Consider the following 21,382-nt stretch of genomic DNA (forward strand, 5'->3'; position numbering starts at 1 on the left):
CCGGGTGGAGACAGACTGGAGTTGACGTTAGCCCACGGGTTAACGCTCGATCACCGTCAGCCGCCCACAAAGCGGTGACGGAGGGCATGGTGGGGTTCACACAAAGACCGGCCCGCAATCATCCGCGGGCGTGACGCTGGTCACTGAGCCTGGGGTGGAGCGGGCGCCTCCTGCCGGACGGGGGCTCGCGGCGTGAGACTGTAGGTTCCCCATAAATGAGCCGAGAGTGACCCGCACCCCATGCACGACGTGCCTCCCCCCACGCACTCCCCCGTACCGGCCGAGCCGCTCTCCCACGGTCTGAAGCAGCGGCATCTGACGATGCTCGGCCTGGGCGGGGTGATCGGGGCCGGGCTGTTCGTCGGGTCGGGCGCCGGGATCGCGGTGGCGGGCCCGGCCATCGTCGTCTCGTACCTGATCGCGGGGGCGCTCGCGATGCTGGTGATGCGGATGCTCGGCGAGATGTCGGCCGCCATGCCGGCCTCCGGCTCGTTCTCCGTGCACGCGGAGCGGGCGCTCGGCCGCTGGGCCGGGTTCAGCGCCGGCTGGCTCTACTGGTTCCTGCTGGTGGTGGTGCTCGCCGTGGAGGCGACGGCCGCCGCGCAGATCGCCCATGGCTGGGTGCCGGGGATGGAACCGTGGGCCTGGGTGCTGGTCTTCATGGTGGTGTTCACCGTGGCCAACCTGACCGCCGTGAAGAACTTCGGGGAGTTCGAGTTCTGGTTCGCCGCGCTCAAGGTCGGCGCGATCGTGGCGTTCCTGGTGCTGGGGCTGCTGGCGGTCTTCGGTCTGCTCCCGGACACCGATCCGGTCGGGATGACCAACCTCACCGGGCAGGGCGGGTTCCTGCCGAACGGCTGGGACGGGGTGGTCTCCGGCGTACTGACCGTGGTCTTCGCCTTCGGCGGCCTGGAGGTCGTCACCATCGCGGCGGCCGAGACCGACGACCCGGCGCGGGCGGTGGGGCGCGCCGTGCGCAGCGCGGTGGTGCGCATCCTCTTCTTCTACGTCGGTTCGATGCTGGTCATCGTGACCGTGCTGCCGTGGACCGCGCAGCAGGCCGGGCTCAGCCCCTATGTGAAGGTGCTGGACTCCATCGGGGTGCCGTCCGCCGGGCAGATCATGAACATCGTGGTGTTCGTGGCACTGCTCTCCGCGCTCAACGCCAATCTGTACGGCTCCTCGCGGATGATCTTCTCGCTGGCCGAGCGCGGCGAGGCGCCGCGCGGGCTGCTGAAGGTGTCGGGCGGCGGGCGGGGGCGCGGCGGCGGGGCAGGGGGCGGAGGCGGTGTGCCGCGGCGGGCGGTGCTCGCGTCGGTGGCCTTCGGCTTCGTCTCCGTCCTGCTCAATCTGCGGTGGCCGGACACGGTCTTCCTCTACCTGCTCAACTCGGTCGGCGCGGTGCTGCTGTTCGTCTGGGCCCTGATCGCCGCCTCGCAGTTGCGGCTGCGTGCCCGGATCGAGCGCGAGGCACCGGAGGCGCTGACCCTGCGGATGTGGTGTTTCCCGTATCTGACCTGGCTGACGCTGGCCGGTCTGTTCGGGGTGCTGCTGCTGATGCTGAGCGATGACGCGGCCCGCCCGCAGGTGCTGTGGTCGGCCGGGGCGACGGCGCTGGTGCTGTTGGTCTCGGTGGTGCGGGAGTTCCGCACCCGGCCGGGAGCTACTCGGGAGTAGGCACGTGCGCACCTTGTGTGAGCCTCGTGACCGTATAGCGGACAGCTGTTCCTTGTGAGCGGGGGCCGTGCTCAGACTGTTGGCCCGTTCCCGTCTCACCTACCGAACTGAGCTCGTCCATGCCTCGGACCTCCGCGTCTCCCCCCACCGCTGACTCCGCAGCCGCCGGCACCGCCACGACCGACTCCGCTCTCACCCACGGCCTCAAGCAGCGCCACCTCTCGATGATCGCCCTGGGCGGGGTCATCGGGGCCGGGCTGTTCGTCGGTTCCGGTGCGGGCATCGCCGCCGCCGGGCCCTCGATCGTCATCGCCTACGGGATTTCCGGGCTGCTGGTCATGTTCGTGATGCGCATGCTCGGCGAGATGTCGGCCGCCAATCCGGCCTCCGGTTCCTTCTCCGTCCACGCGGAACGCGCGATCGGCCCCTGGGCGGGCTTCACCGCCGGATGGGCCTTCTGGGTGCTCCTGTGCGTCGCCGTCGGCCTGGAGGGCATCGGCGCCGCGAAGATCGTCACCGGCTGGCTGCCCGGCACCCCGGAGTGGGCCTGGGTCGCGCTGTTCATGGTGATGTTCCTCGGGACGAATCTCGCCGCCGTGAAGAAGTTCGGCGAGTTCGAGTTCTGGTTCGCCGCGCTGAAGGTCGTCGCGATCACGCTCTTCCTCGTCCTGGGTGTGCTGGCGATCCTCGGGGTGCTGCCCGGCACGGACGCGCCCGGCACCTCCAACCTCACGGGGGACGGCGGCTTCCTGCCCAACGGCTCCGACGGCTTCATCATCGGACTGCTCGCCTCCGTCTTCGCCTACGGCGGTCTGGAGACCGTCACCATCGCGGCCGCCGAGTCCGAGAACCCGGTACGGGGCGTCGCGAAGGCGGTCCGGACGGCGATGTGGCGCATCGCGGTGTTCTACGTCGGCTCGATGGCGGTCATCGTCGCGCTGGTGCCGTGGGACGACCCGAAGGTCGTCGAGGTCGGCCCGTTCTACGCGGCACTGGACCACCTCGGCATCAGTGGCGCGGCGGAGATCATGAACGTGGTCATCCTGATCGCGCTGCTCTCCGCGATGAACGCCAACATCTACGGCGCCTCGCGCATGGCCTGCTCCCTCGTCGCACGCGGCCAGGGACCGAAGCGGCTGGGCCGGATCACCTCCGGGGTGCCGCGCACGGCCGTTCTCGTCTCCTCCGTCTTCGGCTTCCTGTGCGTGCTGCTCAGCTACTGGCGGCCGGACGACGTCTTCCCCTGGCTGCTCAACATGATCGGCGCGGTGATCCTGGTGGTGTGGATCTTCATCGCCGTCTCGCAGCTGATCCTGCGCGGCCGGATGGAGCGGGAGGCGCCGGAGAAGCTGGTGGTGCGGATGTGGCTGTTCCCGGTGGGCACGGTGCTCGCGCTGGCGGCGATGGCCGGCATCTTCCTGCTGATGCTGCGGCAGCCCGGCACACGCGATCAGCTGCTGGCCACGGGGGCGCTGACCGCGGTGCTGATCGTCGTGGGGCTGCTGCGGCAGCGCCGGGGCGCCGCCGCGGGGTGACCGCCGTGCCCTCGGGCCCGTCCCGCGCCGGCCGTGATGCCGCAGGCGCCGGACGGGCCCCCACGTGATCTTCGGCCCCGGGGCCGAAGATCACGTCAGTCGTCGCACGGCACGTTCAGGGAGAGCAGCGCCGCACCCCCGCCGCCCTCGCCCGACAGGCGGATCTCGCTCACCGCCGCGTTGCGCAGCCGTGGGAAGACCCTGCGGTAGGAGCCCAGCGGAATGCCCAGCAGCTCGCACAGGACCAGGCGCAGCAGCGTGTTGTGCGCGACGACCAGGATCCGTCCGCCCGGTCCGCCCGCGGCGATGCGGCGCAGGGCCGCCGTCCCCCGGGCCGCCGCCGCCCGCGGGTCCTCGGCGCCCGGGAACGGGTTGGCCGCCGGGTCGGCCCGGAACGCCTGTGCCCGCTCCGGGTCCTCGGCGGCGAACTCGGCGAGGGTGCGCCCCTCCACCACTCCGAAGTCGCACTCGCGCAGCCCGTGTTCGCGCATCGGTACGAGGCCGAGTGCCCGGCAGGCCGGGTCGGCGGTCGCCATGGCGCGGGAGACGGTGGAGGTCCAGACCGCGTCGACCGGGTGCCGGGCGGCCCACCGGCCCAGCCGCTCCGCCTGTCGCCCTCCCTCGTCCGTGAGGGCGACATCGCTCACCCCGGCGTAGCGGTTCTCCGCGTGCCAGACGGTCTGCCCGTGGCGGGCGAGCAGCAGCGTGGTGGGGGGCGGGCTCGCGGTCATGGGTGCTCCGTTCGGGTGCGGGCGTGCGCGGCGACGGTGGCCGGGAGCCAGCCGCGCCGTTCCAGCTCGTCCACCAGCGTGCGGTACGGCTGAAGGTGGCGGGCGGTACGCGCCGGGTCCGGGTGCAGGGTCTGCCGCAGCCGCACCATCCGGCCCGCGGCCTCCTGCACGGTGTCCGCGGCCCCCGCCCCGTACGCGGCGAGGACGGCCATCCCGAGGGCGGGTTCGCTGTGGTGCGGGAGGTGGACGGTCCGGCCGAGGATGTCGGCGCGCAGCCGGTTCCAGTGGTCGCTGCGGACGGCGCCGCCGGTGAAGGTGAGCGGGCCGTGCAGGGGCGCGCCGAGCAGGTCGAGGTAGTCGAGGCAGAGCCGTTCGACGAGGCCGACGCCCGTCAGGAGCGCCGCCCAGTGCTCGGCGTCGGACGCGGGTTCGCCGAGCAGGAAGCCGGTGGCGTCGGGGGCGAGGAACGGGAAGCGTTCGCCGCGCGCCACCAGCGGGTACGCCACCACGTCCGACGGCCCGAGCCCGGCGGCGAGAGCGTCCAGCCGGGCCGGGTCCGCCTCCGGGAAGGCGGCGGTCAGCGCCCCGCCGCCGGTCCCGGACGCGCCGCCGGGCAGCCAGCTCCCGTCGGGGGCCCGGTGGTTGTAGACCACCCCGGTCCGGTCGGCGACCGGTGCGTCGGTGACCCCCTTGAGCACCAGGGTCGTACCGAGCACCGCGTTCCAGGAGCCGACGGTGAGCGCGCCCGAGGCGATCTGCGCCGCGCAGCCGTCCGTCATCCCGGCCACCAGGGGCGTGCCCGCCGGGATACCGGTCTCCTCGGCCGCCGCGCGCCCCACCTCGCCGATCCGCCGGCCCGGCCGCACCACCTCGGGGAACAGCCCCTCGGGCAGGCCGAGTCCGGCGAATCGCGCGTGCGGCCAGGCGTCCCCCTCCAGCACGTAGCCGGTCTTGAGGGCGTGGCTGGAGTCGGTGGGCAGCGGGTGCCCGGCGAGCCGTGCCAGGACGAGATCGGCCTGGTGCGCCACGCGGACGCCGTCGCCCCCTCCCCCGTACTCGCCCAGCAGCCACATCACCTTGGGCAGCGCCCAGGTCGGTGGTGTCCCGGCCCTGGCCGCCTCGGCCCCGGCGCGCCCGTCGTCGTACATCAGCGCGGGGGTGAGCGGCCGGCCGGTGCGGTCGGTGAGCAGGACCGTGCCGGAGGTGGAGCAGATGGCGAGCGCACGGGGCGCGGGGCCCTCGCGCAGCGCCTGCCGGGTCGCCGCGCACACCGCCGTCCACCAGTGCTCCGGCAGTTGCTCGTGGCGTACGCCGTCGCGCCTGCCGCCGAGCGGGGCCGACCCGCTGCCGAGGATCTTCCCGCGGTCGGAGGCGAGGACCGCGCGGACGCTCTGCGTACCGAGATCGATGCCCATCCACATATCGGCTCCCTCTGTGAACTTCTCACTGTGCACTGAGAATTTCACTTGCGCGAGGGATTGACGGGCAACTTGCGTTGTTCCAAGCTCTGTTAACCAATCAGCACACTATGTGATCAGCATCTCCGGCCGGACCGTGGAGGTCACGGATGGACAGGCACGGGCACGACCGGCGCCGCTTATTCGCTCTCGGCGCGGCAGCCGCAGCATCCGCAGCTCCGCTGCTGTCAGCCTGCGGGGCGGGCTTCGGCGGCGACACCACCGGCGGGGGCGGCTCCGCGGCCGACGAGGTCACCGGCGCCTTCGACTGGAAGCGGGCCGAGGGGAAGACCGTCAGGGCGCTGCTCAACAAACACCCGTACACCGATGCCCTGATCGCCGATCTGAAGGCGTTTACCGAGAAGACGGGCATCAAGGTCGAGTACGACGTCTTCCCCGAGGACAACTACTTCGACAAGCTCACCGTCGACCTCTCCAGCGGGCGTGCCTCGTACGACGTGTTCATGCTCGGCGCGTACATGGTGTGGCAGTACGGCCCGCCCGGCTGGCTGGAGGACCTCGGGCCGTGGATGCGCAACTCCTCGGCGACCGGAGCCGAATGGGACCAGGCGGACTTCTACCCGAATCTGCTCCAGGCCGGCCAGTGGTCCCTGAAGGCGGGCGCCCCGCTCGGACAGGGCGGACAGTACGCGCTGCCGTGGGGCTGGGAGACGAACGTCGTCGCGTACAACACCGAGGTGTTCAAGAAGCTCGGGCTGAAGCCCGCCGAGTCCTTCGACGAGCTGCGGGAGCTGGCCGGGACCATCACCCGCAGGGCGCCGGGCGCGGGATTCGACGGGATGTACGGGGTCGCGGTGCGCGGGTCGCGCAGCTGGGCCACGATCCACCCCGGCTTCATGACGATGTACGCGCGCAACGGGCTGAAGGACTTCACCGTCGAGGACGGGAAGGTGAAGCCCGCGATGAACTCCCCGCGGGCCATCGCGTTCACCGGGGACTGGGCGGAGATGGTCAGGAAGGGCGGGCCGCCGTCCTGGACCTCGTACACCTGGTACCAGTGCTCCGGCGACCTCGGCGCGAAGAAGGCCGGGATGCTGTTCGACGCGGACACCGCCGCGTATTTCCAGGCGGTGAAGGGTGCCTCCCCGGCCTCCGGGAAGATCGCCTTCCACCCCGGTCCGAAGGGGCCGGGCGGCTCGCTCGCGACGAACATGTGGATCTGGTCGCTGGGCATGAACGCCAGGAGCCGCAGCAAGCCGGCGGCCTGGCTGTTCCTCCAGTGGGCGACCGGCAAGGACCATCTGCTCAGGGGCGCGGTCCAGGACAACCACATCGATCCGGTCCGCAGGTCGGTGAGCGAGGCCGCCGCGTACCGGGACAAGATGGGGGCGATCCCCGGCTTCATCGAGACGTTCGAGGCGGTCGTCGACCAGACGAGGATCCAGTTCACCCCGCAGGAGCAGTTCTTCGACGCGACGACGAGCTGGGCCTCGGCGCTCCAGGAGATCTACGGCGGGAAGAACCCCTCGTCCGTGCTGAACGGACTCGCGGGCGATCTGGCGTCGAAGATCGGCTGACCGGTGGCCCTGACGACGCCTCCGGCGCCCCCGGACCGCCCGGCCGTCCCCGGCGGGGAGACCGCGCCGGTACGGCCGGTGCCGGGATGGCGCCGCTCGCTGCGGCCGTACCTCCTGATCGTCCCGGCGCTGCTGCTGACCGGCGGCATCCTCTACCCGTTCGGTCTGGGCCTCTACTACACGCTGTTCGACTTCGCGGCGAGCAAGCCTCGGCCGGACCTGGTGGGGGTCGAGAACTACCGGCGGATCCTCTCCCAGTCCTCGTTCTGGGAGTCGGCCCGGGTGACCGTGCTGTACGCGGTGGGCGCGGCGGCGGTCGAGACGGTGCTCGGGGTGTCGGTGGCGCTGCTGCTGCACCGGGCGAGCAGGGTCGGGCGGGTGCTGGAGAAGATCCTGATCCTGCCGCTGATGATCGCGCCGGTGATCGCCGCGATCATGTGGAAGCTGATGCTCCAGCCCTCGGTCGGGGTGGTCAACCATCTGCTGGAGCCGGTCGGTCTGGGCGGGGTGCAGTGGACCGACACCCCGGCCGGGGCGCTGCTGTCGTCGATCGCCGTCGATGTGTGGGTGTACACGCCGTTCGTCGCGGTCCTCGCGCTGGCCGGGCTGCGCTCGCTGCCCGTGTCGCCGTTCGAGGCGGCGGCGGTGGACGGGGCGGGCTGGTGGTTCACCTTCCGGCGGCTCACGCTGCCGATGCTCTGGCCGTACGTCCTGGTGGCGGTGATCTTCCGGTTCATGGACTCGCTGAAGGTCTTCGACATCATCTACGCGCTGACCGAGGGCGGCCCCGGCGACTCGACGGTGGTGCTCCAGATCCGGGCGTATCTGGAGGCGATCCGCTTCCAGCGCTACTCGTTCGGCATCAGCTACATGATCGTGCTGTGGGCGGTGGTCTACCTGGTCACGATGGTGCTGGTGCGCTATCTGGGCCGGATCCAGAACCGTGCGGCGGAGGTGCCGAAGTGAGGCGGGAACCACGGGGCGGGGCCGGAGGTGGCAGCGCGGCGGGACCGCGGGCCGGGGACGGCAGGCGGAGGCTGTTGTCGGTGGCCGCGGACGGGGCGCTGATCGTCTACTTCGTCTTCGCGCTGTTCCCCGTCGTCTGGATGGTGATCCTGTCGCTGAAGCCGACGAACGAGCTGTTCAGCACGTACTTCTCGTTCACCCCGACCCTCGACGCGTACCGCACGGTGCTCGGCGCCGGGGACGACCGGGGCGTGCCGTTCCCGCGCTTCTTCGTCAACAGCCTGATCGTGTCGGTGGGGGCGGTGGCCCTGTCACTGGTGATCGGGCTGCCCGCCGCGTACGCCGCCGCCCGGTGGCGGTTCCGCGGCTCGGAGAACCTGATGTTCACCCTGCTCTCCTTCCGCTTCGCCCCCGAACTGACGGTGATCATCCCGCTGTTCGTGCTCTACCAGAAGCTCGGGCTCTTCGACACCTACGTCGGCATGGTCTGGGTGCTCCAGCTGGTGACGCTGCCGCTGATCGTCTGGATCATGCGCTCGTACTTCTCCGATCTGTCACCGGAGCTGGAGCAGGCGGCGCTGCTGGACGGCTACACCCGTAAGCAGGCGTTCTTCAGGGTCGTGCTGCCGCTGGTGAAACCCGGCATCGCGGCCGTCTCGCTGCTGGCGTTCATCTTCGCGTGGAACAACTTCGTCTTCCCGCTCATCCTGACCTCGTCGAACGCCCAGACGGTGACGGTCGGCGCGCTGTCCTTCCTCGGCGGTGACCGGCCCAAGTACAACCTCACGGCGGCCGCCGCGCTGATCTCGGCCGTCCCACCGCTGCTGCTGGCGCTGACCATCCAGCGGTATCTGGTGCGGGGTCTGTCGTTCGGGGCGGTGAAGTCATGACCGCCCCGGCCGCCATCGCGCTGCGCTCCGTGCATCTGCGCTACGGCGGGAACGTCGCGCTGGACGGGCTGGACCTGGAGGTGGCGGAGGGCGAGTTCTACTGTCTGCTCGGCCCGTCGGGCGCGGGCAAGACGACCACGCTGAAGACCGTCGCGGGCCTGGTGGAGCCGCAGTCCGGGTCGGTGGAGCTGGGCGGGGCCGACATGGCGGGCGTCGAGCCGTACGACCGGGGCGTGGCCATGTGCTTCGAGTCGTACGCGCTGTACCCGCACCGCACGGCGTACGACAATCTGGCCTCCCCGCTCCGTTCGCCCCGCCACCGCCTCCCCGCGGACCAGGTGCGGGCCCGGATCGGGGAGACCGCCGAACTCCTCGGGATCAGCGCCCTGCTGGACCGGCCGGTGGGCGCCCTGTCGAACGGGCAGCGCCAGCGCGTCGCGCTCGGCCGGGTGCTGGTCCGTCCGGCGCGGGCCTTCCTCCTCGACGAGCCGCTGTCGCACCTGGACGCCAAGCTGCGCCAGGCGATGCGCGCCGAGCTGCGGGCGATCGGCGAGGTGCGGCGCACGACCACCCTGTACGTCACGCACGACGCGGTGGAGGCGCTGGCACTCGGCGACCGGATCGGGGTGATCAGGGACGGCCGCCTGGTGCAGAGCGGCACCCGCGAGGAGCTGTGGCACCACCCGGACGACACCTTCGTCGCCCGTGCCTTCGGCCGGCCCCGGATCAATCTGCTGCCGGGCACCGTGACGTCCGAGGGCCGCTTCCGGGCGGCGGACGGCTCGTACGAACTGCCGCTGACCGTGCCCGCGGCGCCGGGCACGGCCGTTCAACTGGGGCTGCGCCCACGGGACATCGGGCTCGGGGAAGGCCGGGTGAGCGATGCCGGCAGAGCGTCGGGCGGCGGGCCCGGCAGCGGACCCGGGGTCGCGTTCACGGGCTCCGTCTACATCACCGAGGTGCTGGGCCGGGCGACCGAGGTCACCGTCCGGATCGGCGAACAGCAGCTGTCCCTCGTCGTCCCGCGCGCCGAGGCCGCGGGCCTGCGTCCCGACGAACCGGTGCGGCTCCACGCGGCGCGGACGAGACTGCTGTTGTTCGAGGCCGACCGGCCGGAGAGACCAGGACGAAGGATCAGCCCATGAGCAGTCTTCAGCAGCGCGGACCCGCCCCCCGTCAGGCGTCCATCGCCGAGTACGTCCTCGCCGAGGGCGAGGTCAGCGCCGCCGAGCTGGCCGAGCGGTTCGACGTCAGTCTGATGACCATCCACCGCGACCTCGACGAGCTGGAGCGGCAGGGCATCGTCCGGAAGTTCCGCGGTGGGGTGACGGCCCAGCCCTCCGGTGTCTTCGAGTCGAACGTGGCCTACCGGCTGAAGACCATGCGCGCCGAGAAGGCCGCCGTCGCCGAGCGGGCGGTGCGGCTCATCGAGCCGGGCATGGCGGTGATGCTGGACGACTCGACCTCGACCCTGGAGATCGCGCGGCGGCTGCGGGCCATCACCCCCCTCACCGTCGTCACCAACTTCCTCGAAGCGATAACCGTGTTGTCGCAGGAGCGGGGCATCCATCTGATGGGCCTGGGCGGCGACTACGACCCGCTGCACTCCTCCTTCCTCGGGGTCTCCTGCGTGGAGGCCGTGCAGTCCCTCCAGGTCGACGTCTGCTTCACCTCGACGTCCGCGGTGTCCGGCGGCTTCGCCTATCACCAGGAGCAGCACATCGTGTCCGTGAAGCGGGCGATGCTCGACTCGGCCGCACGCAACGTCCTGCTGCTGGACCACTCCAAGCTGGGGCGCGTCGCCCTGCACCGGCTCGCCCCGCTCAGCCGGTTCGATCTGGTGCTGGTGGACGACGGGGCGTCCGCCGAGGCACTGCGCGATCTGGACGAGCACAAGGTCCCCTACGAGGTCTGCGCGACCGGCACGAGCGCGGGCGACGACAACGGGGCGGGCGTCGGCACGGCATCGGGAGGTGGCGGTGAACGGTGACTGAACTGGCCCTGCGCGCCCTGCGCAAGACCTACCCCGGGCGGGGCCGGGCGGCCGGGGTCGAGGCGGTGCGGTCCATCGACGTCGAGCTGCGGTCCGGAGAGCTGCTGGGCCTGCTGGGCCCCTCCGGCTGCGGCAAGTCCACGACGCTGCGGATGATCGCCGGTCTGGAGACCGTCACCGGCGGCGACATCCTCATCGGCGGCTCCTCGGTCGTGCCGCTCCCGGCGCAGCGGCGCAATATCGGGGTCGCGTTCGAGAACTACGCGCTGTATCCGCCGCTGACGGTCGCGGAGAACCTCGGATTCGGGCTGTCGGCGCGGCGACGCCACGGCCGGGCCGAGATTCGCGGCAGAGTGGCGGCCATGGCCGAACGTCTCGGGATCACCGACCTGCTCGGATCCCGCCCGGCCGCGCTCTCCAGCGGGCAGAAGCAGCGGGTGGCGCTGGCCCGCGCGCTGATCCGCGAGCCCGACGTACTGCTGCTCGACGAACCGCTCTCGCATCTGGACGCCGCCCAGCGGGACGCCACACGGCGCGAGCTGAAACGCATCCAGCGGGACTCCGGGCACACCGCGATCCTCGTGACGCACGACCAGGAGGAGGCCCTGTCGCTCGCCGACCGGATCGCGGTCATGCGGGACGGCGAGATCCAGCAGCTCGGCACGCCCGAGGAGATCTATGACGCCCCGGCGAATCTCTTCGTCGCCGACTTCGTCGGGGAACCGGCGGTCAATCTGCTTCCGGGCGTCATGGACGGCGGGGGCGTACGGCTCTCGGACACCGTGGCCTTCCCGGTACCGCACCGCTGCGCCGCACCGGGGCGCTCCGTGGTCCTGGGCATCCGGCCCGAGGACCTCACCCTGGGCGACACGGGCGTACCGGCCCGGGTCGCCGCCCATGAGCCCCTCCTCGAAACGGGCATCGCCACGCTCGCCCTGGACGGGGTGGCCGGGCCCGTCGTCGTCCTGACCGGACCCGGAGTACGGCTCGGCCGGGGCGACACCGTGACGGTCGCCGCCGACCCGCGGCACATCCATGTCTTCGACGCCGAAACAGGAGACGCACTTCGATGAACCGCCCCCCGATGAGGATTCTGGCAGCCGGTGACCACTTCGTCCGTGCCTCGCTGATCACCGAGGCCCTGCGCCGGACGGTGGCGGGCGACGCGGACATCACGGAACTCACCCTCCCCTGGCCCCTGGAGCCGTTCGGCAGGGTCGGCGAGGTCGACGAGGCCAGCGACGCCGAGGACGCCCTGATCCAGGCCCTGGACGGGATCGAGGTGTGCGTGACGCAGATGGGGCCGTTCACCGAGCGCGTCCTCGCCGCGGCGCCCCGGCTGCGGCTCGTCGTCGTCTGCCGGGGCGGCCCGGTCAATGTGAACGCGGCGGCCGCCCGTGACCGGGGCGTACGGGTGTGCTTCGCCCCCGGGCGCAACGCGGCGGCGACCGCGGAGTTCACCGTGGGCCTGCTGCTGGCCGCGCTCCGGCGCATCCCCGAGGCCCACGGGACCCTGCGCACCCAGGGCCGTTGGGACGCCTCGCACTTCCTGTACGAGCAGGCCGGCCTCGAACTGGAGGACGTCCCGGTCGGTCTGATCGGCTACGGGGCGGTCGGCAGCCGGGTGGCCCGGGTGCTCGGCGCGTTCGGCGCCGAGGTCGAGGTGTACGACCCCTATGTGCGCGGCGACGTCCACGGGATGCGCGCCGCCTCGCTGGACGCGCTGCTCGCCCGCTCCCGGGTCCTGACCCTGCACGCCCGGCTGACTCCCGAGACCCGGCATCTGATCGGCGCCCGCGAGCTGGCCCTGCTGCCTCGGGGGGCGGTGCTGGTGAACGCGGCGCGGGGCGGGCTGCTGGACACCGACGCGCTCTGCGACGCGCTGGATTCGGGTCAGTTGGGGGCCGCGGCGCTCGACACGTACGAGCAGGAGCCGCCGCCCGCGTCCTCCCGGCTGTTCCGGACCCCGCATCTGCTGATGACCCCGCATGTGGCGGGGGCCAGCCGTGCCGTCGCCGAGAAGGCGGCCCGGATCGCGGCGGACGAGGTGGCCCGCTATGCGCGGGGCGAGCCGTTGGCCCACGTCCTGTGACCGCGCGACACCGCCCGCACTCCCTCGAACTCCTCTGACCGGAGGCCATGCGCCGTGACCAGGTACGTCGGGATCGATGTCGGCACCTCGCTGGTGAAGGCGGCCGCCTTCGACGAACGGGGCCGCACGCTGGCCGTGGAGTCCCGCCCCGTCGGGCTGGACATCCGCGGCGGCCGTGTCGAGCAGGACATGGACGAGGTGTACGGGGCGGTCCGCGAGGTCCTTGCCGCCCTGGGCCCGGACGGGGTGGCGTTCGCCGGTCTCACCGGGCAGGGCGACGGGGTCTGGCTGGTGGACGCGGCGGGCCGCCCGGTCCGCAGGGCGATCTCCTGGATGGACGGCCGGGCCCATGAGGTGGTCGACGGCTGGCTGGCGTCGGGTGTCTTCGAGGAGGTCTACCGGGCCACCGGCAGCGCGATGTTCCCGGGCTGTCCGGGGCCGGTGCTGGCCTGGCTCGACCGTCATGAACCCGCCGTCCTGGACGCGGCGGCCACGGCGCTGTACTGCAAGGACATGGTGTTCCAGCGGCTGACGGGCGTCCGGGCCACCGATGTGTCCGACGCCTCGATGCCGTTCCTGGACCCGGTGACCCGGGCGTACTCCCCCGGGGTCCTGGCCGCGCTCGGCCTCACCCACAGGGCCGGGCTGCTGCCTCCGGTGAGCGACCCGGTGGCGACCGCCCGGCTGCCCACCGGGGTGCCGCTGGCCAACGGCCCGTACGACCTGCCGGCCTCCGCGATCGGGGCAGGTGTCACCCGCCCCGGCGACGGCCTGCTGATCATCGGCACCTGTCTGGCGGCGCTGGTCGCCACCGACCGTCTCGATCTGTCCGGTGAACCGGCCGGGCTGCACATCTCCACCGACCGTCCCGGCCACTGGCTGCGCGCCATGCCCGCGATGGTGGGCACGGCGGCGCTGGACTGGGTCCTGGCCACCACCGGCGTACGCCACCGGCAGCTCGACGCCCTCCTCGACGCGACGCCGCCCGGCGCACGCGGCGTGCGGGTGCTGCCGTACTTCGCGCCGTCCGGTGAACGCGCCCCGTTCGTCGAGCCCCGGCTGCGGGCCGAACTCACCGGCGTTTCCCTGGAGTCGACCCCGGCGGACCTGATCCGCGCGGTCTGCGAGGGCATCGGCTTCGCCGCCCGGCACTGCCTGGAGGCCGCGGGGCTGACCGGCACCCTGGCCCTGTGCGGCGGCGGCACCCGCTCCCCCGCCTGGATGCGGCTGTTCGCCGATGTGCTGGGCAGGCCGGTCCGGATCGTGGAGGGGGAGGTGGGGGCGCGGGGTGCGGTGCTCGCGGCGGCCGGGCGCTTCGGGGCGGAGCTGGACACGGCGTCCTGGACGGCGCCCACGGCGGTGGTGACACCGGATCCGCGGCGGGCGGCCTTCTACGCGACGGTGTACGAGGACCACCTGGCACGCCTCGCGGACGCGCGCACACGGGCCCGCACCACCGGGAGCCCGTCGGTGGCGCTGTAGCGGAGCCCGCCGACGCGCGCCCGGCGCCGACGGCACCGACCCCGCCCGCGCACGGACCGGTGCACGGGCCGGGTACGCGGGCCGGGTACGCGGGCCGGGTACGCGGGCCGGGTACGCGGGCCGGGTACGCGGGCCGGGTACGCGGGCCCGTACCCACGGCCGTACATGACCCGGCAAGCCGCCGGCCGCCCGGCCGTAACCCCCCATCGCTTTGGTGGTCCTACCGCCCACCCGAGGAGATCCCATGTCCCCTGCCCCCGGCCGCCGTTCGCTCCTTCTGGCCACCGCCGCGGTGACCGCGGCGGCGGCGACCACGCCCGCTTCCGCCACGGACCGCCGCCCGCACCGCCCCCGGGGCCCCGTGGTCATCGGCCACCGCGGCGCGGCGGGCTGGCGCCCCGAACACACGGCAGCCGCCTACACCTTCGGTGTACGGTCCGGCGCCGACTGGATCGAGCCGGACCTCGTACCGACGAAGGACCACGTCCTGGTCGTGCGCCACGAGAACGAGATCTCCGGCACGACGGATGTCGCCCGCCATCCGGAGTTCGCCGGCCGCCGCACCACGAAGACGGTCGACGGGAAGGCCGTCACCGGCTGGTTCACCGAGGACTTCACGCTCAAGGAGCTGAAGACGCTGCGCGCGGTGGAGCGGCTGCCGCTGATCCGCAACCGCAACACGGTCTTCGACGGCCGCCAGCAGGTCATGACGTTCCAGGAGGTCATCGATCTGGCCCGCGCCCTGTCGAAGGAGTACGGCCGCCGGATCGCGGTCTTCCCCGAGACGAAGCACCCCACGTACTTCCGCTCGATCGGCCTGCCGCTGGAGCCGGAGCTGATCCGGGTGATCCGGCGCAACCGTCTCACCGCCCGGGAATGTGTCGTCCAGTCCTTCGAACCGTCCAGCCTGCACCGGGTGGCCGAAGCCGGGCTCGGTCTGCCGCTCTGGCAGGCACTGGGCACCAGCGGCGGCCCCTACGGCCACGGGAGCACCTACAAGGAGATGATGACTCCGGCCGGACTGCGCGAGATCGCCTCGTACGCGGACTGGATCGGCCCGGACAAGTCCTCGCTCGTCCCGCCGCTCACCCTGCCGGCCGACGCGCACGCGGCGGGCCTGAAGGTCGGCGCGTACACCTTCCGCGCCGAGAACCAGTACCTCCCGGCGCAGTACCGCCGGGGCACCGCACCGAACGACTTCGGTGACGCGTTCGCCGAGTACGCCTTCCACTACGGGCTGGGCGTGGACGCGGTGGTGACGGACTTCCCGGACATCGCGGCGGCGGCGCGGGAGGACCTGCGGCCGTAGCTCCGCCCTCGCGCGCCCGCCCCGTCGCCCACCCCTCGCCCGCCGGGAGACCTAGGCCGAAGGGCTGATCACGGACGAACCCTCCTGCTGTTAGCCTGCTCCTGCATATAGGTTGCAATAACAACTGGACGGCATTCCCAGCAGTCGGAGGGTTCGCATCATGGCCACGTACACGCTCCCGGAGCTCCCTTACGATTACGCGGCGCTCGAACCGGTCATCAATCCCCAGATCATCGAGCTGCACCACGACAAGCACCACGCCGCGTACGTGAAGGGTGCGAACGACACCCTGGAGCAGCTGGAAGAGGCCCGCGACAAGGAAGCCTGGGGTGCCATCAACGGCCTTCAGAAGAACCTCGCGTTCCACCTTTCCGGCCACATCCTGCACTCGATCTACTGGCACAACATGACGGGCGACGGCGGCGGCGAGCCCCTCGCGGCGGACGGCGTCGGCGATCTGGCCGACGCGATCACCGAGTCGTTCGGCTCGTACGCGGGCTTCAAGTCCCAGCTGACGAAGGCCGCGGCCACCACCCAGGGCTCCGGCTGGGGCGTCCTCGCGTACGAGCCCGTCAGCGGCAAGCTGATCGTCGAGCAGGTCTACGACCACCAGGGCAACGTCGGCCAGGGTTCGGTCCCGGTCCTGGTCTTCGACGCCTGGGAGCACGCCTTCTACCTGCAGTACAAGAACCAGAAGGTCGACTTCATCGAGGCGATGTGGCGCGTCGTCAACTGGCAGGACGTGGCGAAGCGGTACGCCGCCGCGAAGGAGCGCGCGGACGTGCTCCTGCTCGCCCCCTGACGATCCCCAGGCGTCCTGCCTCGTGATCGTCTTCTCAACCTTCACCCGGGCAGGCGGATGAACGAAGAGCCCCCGCGAGGACATGACTCGCGGGGGCTCTTCCATGCCCAAGCCCCCGCCTCGACCTGGCTTGTTAGCCATTTAGCTCATATGCTAAACATGGATCATGGAGAATCCTTCCGCCGACGAGGCAAGCGCGTTCCGCGCTCTCGCCGACCCGACGAGGCGCCAGATCCTGGAGGACCTGCGGGGCGGTGAGCTGGCCGCCGGCGAGATCGCGGGCCGGTTCCCGATCAGCGCACCGTCCGTCTCGCGCCACCTGGGCGTACTCAAGGGCGCCGGGCTCGTCACCGAGCGCCGCGACGCCAACCGCATCCTCTACTCGCTCGCCGAGGAGCGGCTCGCGATGTGCGTGGGACGGTTCCTCAGCGCCGTCTGCCCCGAACAGATCGTCCTCCGCCGCACCGCGTGGCGGCAGGATCCGAAGGGCGATGCCTCATGACCGGCCCCCGGCTGTCCAGCGTCATCGAACGCCGCCTCCTGGTGAACTACCGCGTGGACCCGGACATCGCGGCGGGGCTGCTGCCCGCCCCCCTGCGCCCCCAGCTCGTGCGTGGCAGGGCGGTCGCCGGGATCTGCCTGCTGCGCGTCGGCGGCGTACGCCCCGGCTGGAGTCCGGCCGCCGTCGGCGTGCGCAGCGAGAACGCCGCGCACCGGATCTCCGTGGAGTGGGACGGCCCCGGGGGCGTGGAGAGCGGTGTCTACATCCCGCGCCGCGACAGCGCGTCGCGGCTCAACGTCCTCGCGGGCGGCCGGATCTTCCCGGGCGCGCACGGGCGCGCCGACTTCACGGTGTGCGAGGGCGCCGACGAGGTGCGGGTGGCCTTCGCGACCCGGGACGGCGAGGTCCGGGTGGACGCCTCGGTGGAACCCACGGACGAACTGCGCGGCAGCGAGCTGTTCATGGACCTGGCCGAGGCATCGGCGTTCTTCCGCGCGGGGTCCAGGGGCCTGTCCCCCAACGCCGCCGGCCGCCATCTCGACGTCCTCGAAATGAGCACCGACGCCTGGCGGGTGACGGCCGGGCGGGTCCGGTCCGTGCGGTCCTCGTTCTTCGAGGACCCGGACCGCTTCCCCCCGGGGAGTGCCGCGCTGGACAGCGTGCTGGTCATGCGGGGCGTCCCGGCCCGCTGGTCGCCGCGCGCACCCTTCCCCCTCACCGCTCCGGCCGCTCCCCCTCGGTGACGAGCACGGCCATCAGGCCGTCGTACCCCTTGTCCCCCACGGTCTGGAGCGCGGTGGCGCTCAGCGTCGGGTCGGCCGCGACGAGTTCGGTGAACCGGCGCACTCCCTGCACCTTCGGGTCGGTGCTGTCGGCGTCGACGACGTCCCCGTCGCGTACGACGTTGTCGGCGATGATCAGGCTGCCGGGCCGGGTCAGCTCGACGGACCAGGCGAGGTAGTCGGGGTTGCTGGGCTTGTCGGCGTCGATGAACACGACATCGAACGGCCCGTACCCCTCGGCGGCCAGCGCGGGCAGCGTCTCCAGCGCGGGCCCGACCCTGACCTCGACGACCTCGGCGAGCCCGGCGCGTGCGATGTTGGCGCGGGCGACCTCGGCGTACGCCGGATCGGCCTCCAGCGTCACGAGCCTGCCGCCCGCCGGGAGCGCCCGCGCCAGCCAGATGGTGCTGTATCCGCCGAGGGTGCCGATCTCCAGGATGGTCCGCGCCCCCTGGAGCCGGGCCAGCATGTTCAGCAGCTTGCCCTGGTTGGGGGCGACCTGGATCGCGGGCAGACCCGCCGCCCCGCTCGCCCCGACGGCTGCGTCCAGGGCCTCGTCGGGCCCCACGAGCAAGCCGTTGAAGTAGTTGTCGACCGCGGTCCACTGTGCCTGCGTCATGCGTTCTCCCTGCTCACCGGGTGAGTTCCTTTAAGGAACTTACTAGGGTCGGCAAGAAAATGCACGTCGCCGCAGGTCCATGGCTGCCACGATGGGCCCGCCCCTGCCGAACGATCACCTGGAAGCGACCCCTGTGCCCACGAGCCCCGTCCCCGCCGATCCCACCGTCCTGCACCCGCTGCCCGGTCAGCCACGGGTGGTGCGGCTGAAGCCGCTGGTGACCTCTCCGCTGATCGAGGTCGGGGAGTACTCGTACTACGACGACCCGGAGCACGCGGAGGAGTTCGAGACCCGCAATGTGCTGTACCACTACGGGCCCGAGCGGCTCGTCATCGGGAAGTTCTGCTCGCTGGGCACCGGGGTGCGGTTCCTGATGAACGGCGCCAACCACCGGATGGACGGCCCGTCCACCTTTCCCTTCCCCTCCATGGACGGCGCCTGGGCCGACCACTTCGACCTGCTGACCGGTCTGCCCGGACGGGGCGACACCGTGGTGGGCAACGACGTCTGGTTCGGCTACGGGGCCACGGTGATGCCCGGCGTCCGCATCGGGCACGGCGCGATCATCGGCTCGCGGGCGGTCGTCGTCTCGGACGTACCGGACTACGGCATCGTCGGCGGGAACCCGGCGAAGCTCATCCGCACCCGGTACGAGGAGAAGGACGTCGCGCGCCTGCTGGCCGTCGCCTGGTGGGACTGGCCCACCGAGCACCTCACCCAGCACATCCGCACCGTCATGTCCGGCACCCTCGACGCACTGGAGGCCGCGGCGCCCGTCCGGCCGAAGTGAGCGCCGTGATCCGGTGGTTGAGGCCGTAGCCGGTCCCCGGCTACGGCTCCCGCCCGCCTTCACGCGGAGGTCATCTATGGAGCTTTCCCAGGTTGCTGGGGATGCGCGTGACGATGTCGTCCACCAGCTGGGTGTTCCACTTGACGTTGAAGCGGGTGACCTTCTGGCGCCATTTCTCCAGGAGTGAGGGCTTGTCGGCGCTGGTGGAGCTGGGGTCGAGCATGCTGTAGGCGGTCTTGCACGAGGGGAGGCCCTTCGCCTGGTCGAAGATGTCCGCCAGCGAGTTCACCGCCCCCTCCTGCCGCAGTTCGTTGAATGTGCCGGCCGCGGCTTTCGCGCACTTGTTGATGGCGTTGCCCAAGCGGTTGTACAGCGGAAGCGGAACGACTTGGACGCCGTCGCGCTCGGCGAGATCCTTGGCCAAGCCGGCGTACTGCGCCGCGAAAACGGCCTCCTGGGTGAGTTCGAGGGGGACCACATCCACGGTGTACGCAGGTGGTGGCTGGTACAGCACCGCCTGCTCTCCGGGCAGGACGACCACCCTTCCCCGAGGCAGCCCGAGCAGGATCTGCCGGGCGGCGGTCTCGGTGGCCCAGCCCGCCGGGGTCGCGGGACGCGCGGGCGCACCGATCACGCTGCCGTTGTCGCTCCAGAGCTGGAGGGGCAGGGTGCCGACGTTCGTGACCACTGAGCAACCGGACACCACGTCCGCGGAGTGGGTGTACAGGCCGTCGTAACCGGGCGCGATGGTTACGGGTGCATTGGCCTCCGCGCAGGGCTCAAGGGCCCTCGCGGCTCCCCGATCGGCCTGCGACTCCGCCACAACGGCGTGTGCGGTGATCGGAGCGGCAGCAAGGGTGAGCGTCAGCGCAGCAGTTGCACAGGCAGCGCGGCGCCTTCTCCGGTAAGCCGTCATGTACGACTCCTTGCCTGTTCGCCCCCTCGGGAGACAGTCCCATTGTCCGCGCGGACCGGAGCAGACGCGCGGCGAGGCCACGGGCAGGGCGCGGACCGGGGCCAGGGCCGGGTCCTGCCGTGGACCGTTGCCTCGGGCGACGGTCCCGCCGTGGACCGTTGCCTCGGGCGAGCAGTCGGTGGGCGCCGCGAACCCTCCGGCCCAGGGGGCGCCCGGAGGATTCCGGGCGCCCCGCCGTGTCACAGCGCGAGCAGCGCCCGTACGGGGATACGGGCGTCCGCCAAGGGCCGCAGCGCCAGCCGCATCAGGGCAAGCGGGTTGTCGTCGCCCGCGATGCGGTTGGCGCTCAACTCCCCGCAGGTCAGGCAGTGGTGGATCAGCGTCCACTCCCCGTCCTGGCGCACCGACAGGCTGAGCGCCGCCATGCGTCCGCCGCAACCGGCCGCCCGATCGCCCGGTATCCGCCGGTCGACGTGCAGGCTGGCCAGACAGTGCGGGCAGTGATTGCGGTGGGCGGTGCCCGGCGCCACCAGCGGCACGTCGAGCCGGCAGCCGGCACACCGGAACGCGTCGCCACGTGCCCCGGCCGGTCCGTGGAGTACGTCCTTGGGCCGCTGGGGACGGTGACCGCCGTCCCGCCGGGGTCTACGTCGCGGCACGGTCGCCCCCTCCCGCCCTGCTCCGGAGCCCTCGGGCCCGTTTCACAGGTCACCGAACGCTTCGAGCGGGAAGGGTGGCTGGGCCAGGGGGCGCACGGCCATCCGCATCAGGATCAGCTGGTTGTCGTCCCCGGAGACCGGGTTCGAGGTCAGCTCGTCGCAGCGGGTGCAGCGATGGACGACCATCCAGTCGCCGGTGCGCAGCACCGCGATGGAGATCGGGGTCATCCGGCCCTCGCAGCCGGAGGGCCCGCCCTCGATGTGGTCGGTCAGATGCTTGGAGTGCAGACAGCTGGGGCAGTGGTTGCGGCGGCTGCCGTCGGGCGCGAGCGCGGCGACGGTCAGTCCGCAGCGCACACAGGTGAAGGTGCCGATGGAGGACATGGCTGAGCGGTGCTGGGGGTTGTCGTGTGACACCCGGATACTCCTTGCCGAAGGTGAGGAACGAAGCAGCAGGGGAGTACCGAGCAGCCCTCGGCGCACGGCGTCACGGGGCAGGGGTCACGGGCCGGACGGCATGGTGTGTCAGCGAGGAGCGGCGAACAGTCGCATGCGGGCAGGTCCCGTCCCCCCGGCGCGAGAGGCGCGGCGAGGGAAGCTCGGAATCACTGGCCGGGGCATACATCAGCTGCTTTCCGGGGC

General features: G+C 71.8%; 21 protein-coding genes. 15 read left to right on the forward strand and 6 right to left on the reverse strand.

All coding sequences use genetic code 11. From position 1 onward, the window contains the following. Positions 1 to 240 precede the first annotated feature (240 nt). Positions 241 to 1,677, forward strand: coding sequence for an amino acid permease (locus OG251_RS12595; protein WP_326677241.1), 1,437 nt, complete (start codon positions 241 to 243; stop codon positions 1,675 to 1,677). A 119-nt stretch (positions 1,678 to 1,796) separates the two neighbouring features. Next, entirely contained in the window at positions 1,797 to 3,212 is a 1,416-nt protein-coding gene (locus OG251_RS12600) for an amino acid permease (protein ID WP_326677242.1), read from the forward strand. A gap of 95 nt (positions 3,213 to 3,307) precedes the next feature. Here OG251_RS12600 and OG251_RS12605 read toward each other — a convergent pair whose 3' ends face one another. After that, positions 3,308 to 3,943: a histidine phosphatase family protein gene (locus OG251_RS12605; protein ID WP_326677243.1), complete on the reverse strand. Its 636-nt coding sequence runs from the start codon at positions 3,941 to 3,943 to the stop codon at positions 3,308 to 3,310. Then, a complete protein-coding gene (locus OG251_RS12610; RefSeq protein WP_326677244.1) occupies positions 3,940 to 5,364 on the reverse strand; it encodes an FGGY-family carbohydrate kinase in 1,425 nt (474 codons plus the stop codon). The genes OG251_RS12605 and OG251_RS12610 overlap by 4 nt, the downstream gene beginning before the upstream one ends. Before the next feature lie 146 nt (positions 5,365 to 5,510). Here OG251_RS12610 and OG251_RS12615 point away from each other — a divergent pair, with 146 nt between their 5' ends. The 12 genes from OG251_RS12615 (at position 5,511) to OG251_RS12670 (ending at position 17,717) form a co-directional block, all read left to right on the forward strand. Then, entirely contained in the window at positions 5,511 to 6,938 is a 1,428-nt protein-coding gene (locus tag OG251_RS12615) for an ABC transporter substrate-binding protein (RefSeq protein WP_326677245.1), read from the forward strand. A gap of 3 nt (positions 6,939 to 6,941) precedes the next feature. Beyond that, a complete protein-coding gene (locus tag OG251_RS12620) occupies positions 6,942 to 7,904 on the forward strand; it encodes a carbohydrate ABC transporter permease (protein WP_326677246.1) in 963 nt (320 codons plus the stop codon). Positions 7,905 to 7,984: 80 nt separating this feature from the next. Continuing rightward, complete coding sequence (locus tag OG251_RS12625; protein WP_326677247.1) at positions 7,985 to 8,794, forward strand: carbohydrate ABC transporter permease; 810 nt, start codon at positions 7,985 to 7,987, stop codon at positions 8,792 to 8,794. Continuing rightward, positions 8,791 to 9,939: an ABC transporter ATP-binding protein gene (locus OG251_RS12630; RefSeq protein ID WP_326677248.1), complete on the forward strand. Its 1,149-nt coding sequence runs from the start codon at positions 8,791 to 8,793 to the stop codon at positions 9,937 to 9,939. Before OG251_RS12625 ends, OG251_RS12630 begins: the two co-directional genes overlap by 4 nt. Next, positions 9,936 to 10,784: a DeoR/GlpR family DNA-binding transcription regulator gene (locus OG251_RS12635; RefSeq protein WP_326677249.1), complete on the forward strand. Its 849-nt coding sequence runs from the start codon at positions 9,936 to 9,938 to the stop codon at positions 10,782 to 10,784. The genes OG251_RS12630 and OG251_RS12635 overlap by 4 nt, the downstream gene beginning before the upstream one ends. Further along, positions 10,781 to 11,860, forward strand: coding sequence for an ABC transporter ATP-binding protein (locus OG251_RS12640; RefSeq protein ID WP_326677250.1), 1,080 nt, complete (start codon positions 10,781 to 10,783; stop codon positions 11,858 to 11,860). Before OG251_RS12635 ends, OG251_RS12640 begins: the two co-directional genes overlap by 4 nt. A gap of 11 nt (positions 11,861 to 11,871) precedes the next feature. Then, complete coding sequence (locus OG251_RS12645; protein WP_326681242.1) at positions 11,872 to 12,879, forward strand: 2-hydroxyacid dehydrogenase; 1,008 nt, start codon at positions 11,872 to 11,874, stop codon at positions 12,877 to 12,879. A 54-nt stretch (positions 12,880 to 12,933) separates the two neighbouring features. Continuing rightward, on the forward strand, positions 12,934 to 14,361 hold the full coding sequence (locus tag OG251_RS12650; RefSeq protein ID WP_326677251.1) for an FGGY-family carbohydrate kinase: 1,428 nt from the start codon (positions 12,934 to 12,936) through the stop codon (positions 14,359 to 14,361). Positions 14,362 to 14,605: 244 nt separating this feature from the next. Continuing rightward, on the forward strand, positions 14,606 to 15,670 hold the full coding sequence (locus tag OG251_RS12655; protein ID WP_326677252.1) for a glycerophosphodiester phosphodiesterase family protein: 1,065 nt from the start codon (positions 14,606 to 14,608) through the stop codon (positions 15,668 to 15,670). 160 nt (positions 15,671 to 15,830) lie between these two features. Beyond that, on the forward strand, positions 15,831 to 16,472 hold the full coding sequence (locus tag OG251_RS12660; RefSeq protein ID WP_018959211.1) for a superoxide dismutase: 642 nt from the start codon (positions 15,831 to 15,833) through the stop codon (positions 16,470 to 16,472). Between the two features lie 166 nt (positions 16,473 to 16,638). Next, positions 16,639 to 16,974: a metalloregulator ArsR/SmtB family transcription factor gene (locus tag OG251_RS12665; protein WP_326677253.1), complete on the forward strand. Its 336-nt coding sequence runs from the start codon at positions 16,639 to 16,641 to the stop codon at positions 16,972 to 16,974. Then, positions 16,971 to 17,717: a DUF2071 domain-containing protein gene (locus OG251_RS12670; protein ID WP_326677254.1), complete on the forward strand. Its 747-nt coding sequence runs from the start codon at positions 16,971 to 16,973 to the stop codon at positions 17,715 to 17,717. The genes OG251_RS12665 and OG251_RS12670 overlap by 4 nt, the downstream gene beginning before the upstream one ends. Here OG251_RS12670 and OG251_RS12675 read toward each other — a convergent pair. After that, complete coding sequence (locus tag OG251_RS12675; RefSeq protein WP_326677255.1) at positions 17,689 to 18,375, reverse strand: O-methyltransferase; 687 nt, start codon at positions 18,373 to 18,375, stop codon at positions 17,689 to 17,691. The two genes, OG251_RS12670 and OG251_RS12675, sit on opposite strands and share 29 nt — an antisense overlap. Positions 18,376 to 18,508: 133 nt before the next feature. Here OG251_RS12675 and OG251_RS12680 point away from each other — a divergent pair, with 133 nt between their 5' ends. Then, positions 18,509 to 19,165 (forward strand): CatB-related O-acetyltransferase, encoded by a 657-nt coding sequence (locus tag OG251_RS12680; protein ID WP_326677256.1) that lies wholly within the window; start codon positions 18,509 to 18,511, stop codon positions 19,163 to 19,165. A gap of 70 nt (positions 19,166 to 19,235) precedes the next feature. Here OG251_RS12680 and OG251_RS12685 read toward each other — a convergent pair whose 3' ends face one another. The 3 genes from OG251_RS12685 to OG251_RS12695 form a co-directional block, all read right to left on the reverse strand. After that, a complete protein-coding gene (locus tag OG251_RS12685; RefSeq protein ID WP_326677257.1) occupies positions 19,236 to 19,853 on the reverse strand; it encodes a hypothetical protein in 618 nt (205 codons plus the stop codon). 467 nt (positions 19,854 to 20,320) lie between these two features. Next, positions 20,321 to 20,740, reverse strand: a complete 420-nt coding sequence (locus OG251_RS12690; RefSeq protein WP_326677258.1) for an RNHCP domain-containing protein — start codon at positions 20,738 to 20,740, stop codon at positions 20,321 to 20,323. A gap of 42 nt (positions 20,741 to 20,782) precedes the next feature. After that, a complete protein-coding gene (locus tag OG251_RS12695; protein ID WP_073723905.1) occupies positions 20,783 to 21,124 on the reverse strand; it encodes an RNHCP domain-containing protein in 342 nt (113 codons plus the stop codon). Positions 21,125 to 21,382 lie beyond the last annotated feature (258 nt).

Origin of the sequence: Streptomyces sp. NBC_01237, from assembly GCF_035917275.1 — a bacterium.
Classification (GTDB): domain Bacteria; phylum Actinomycetota; class Actinomycetes; order Streptomycetales; family Streptomycetaceae; genus Streptomyces.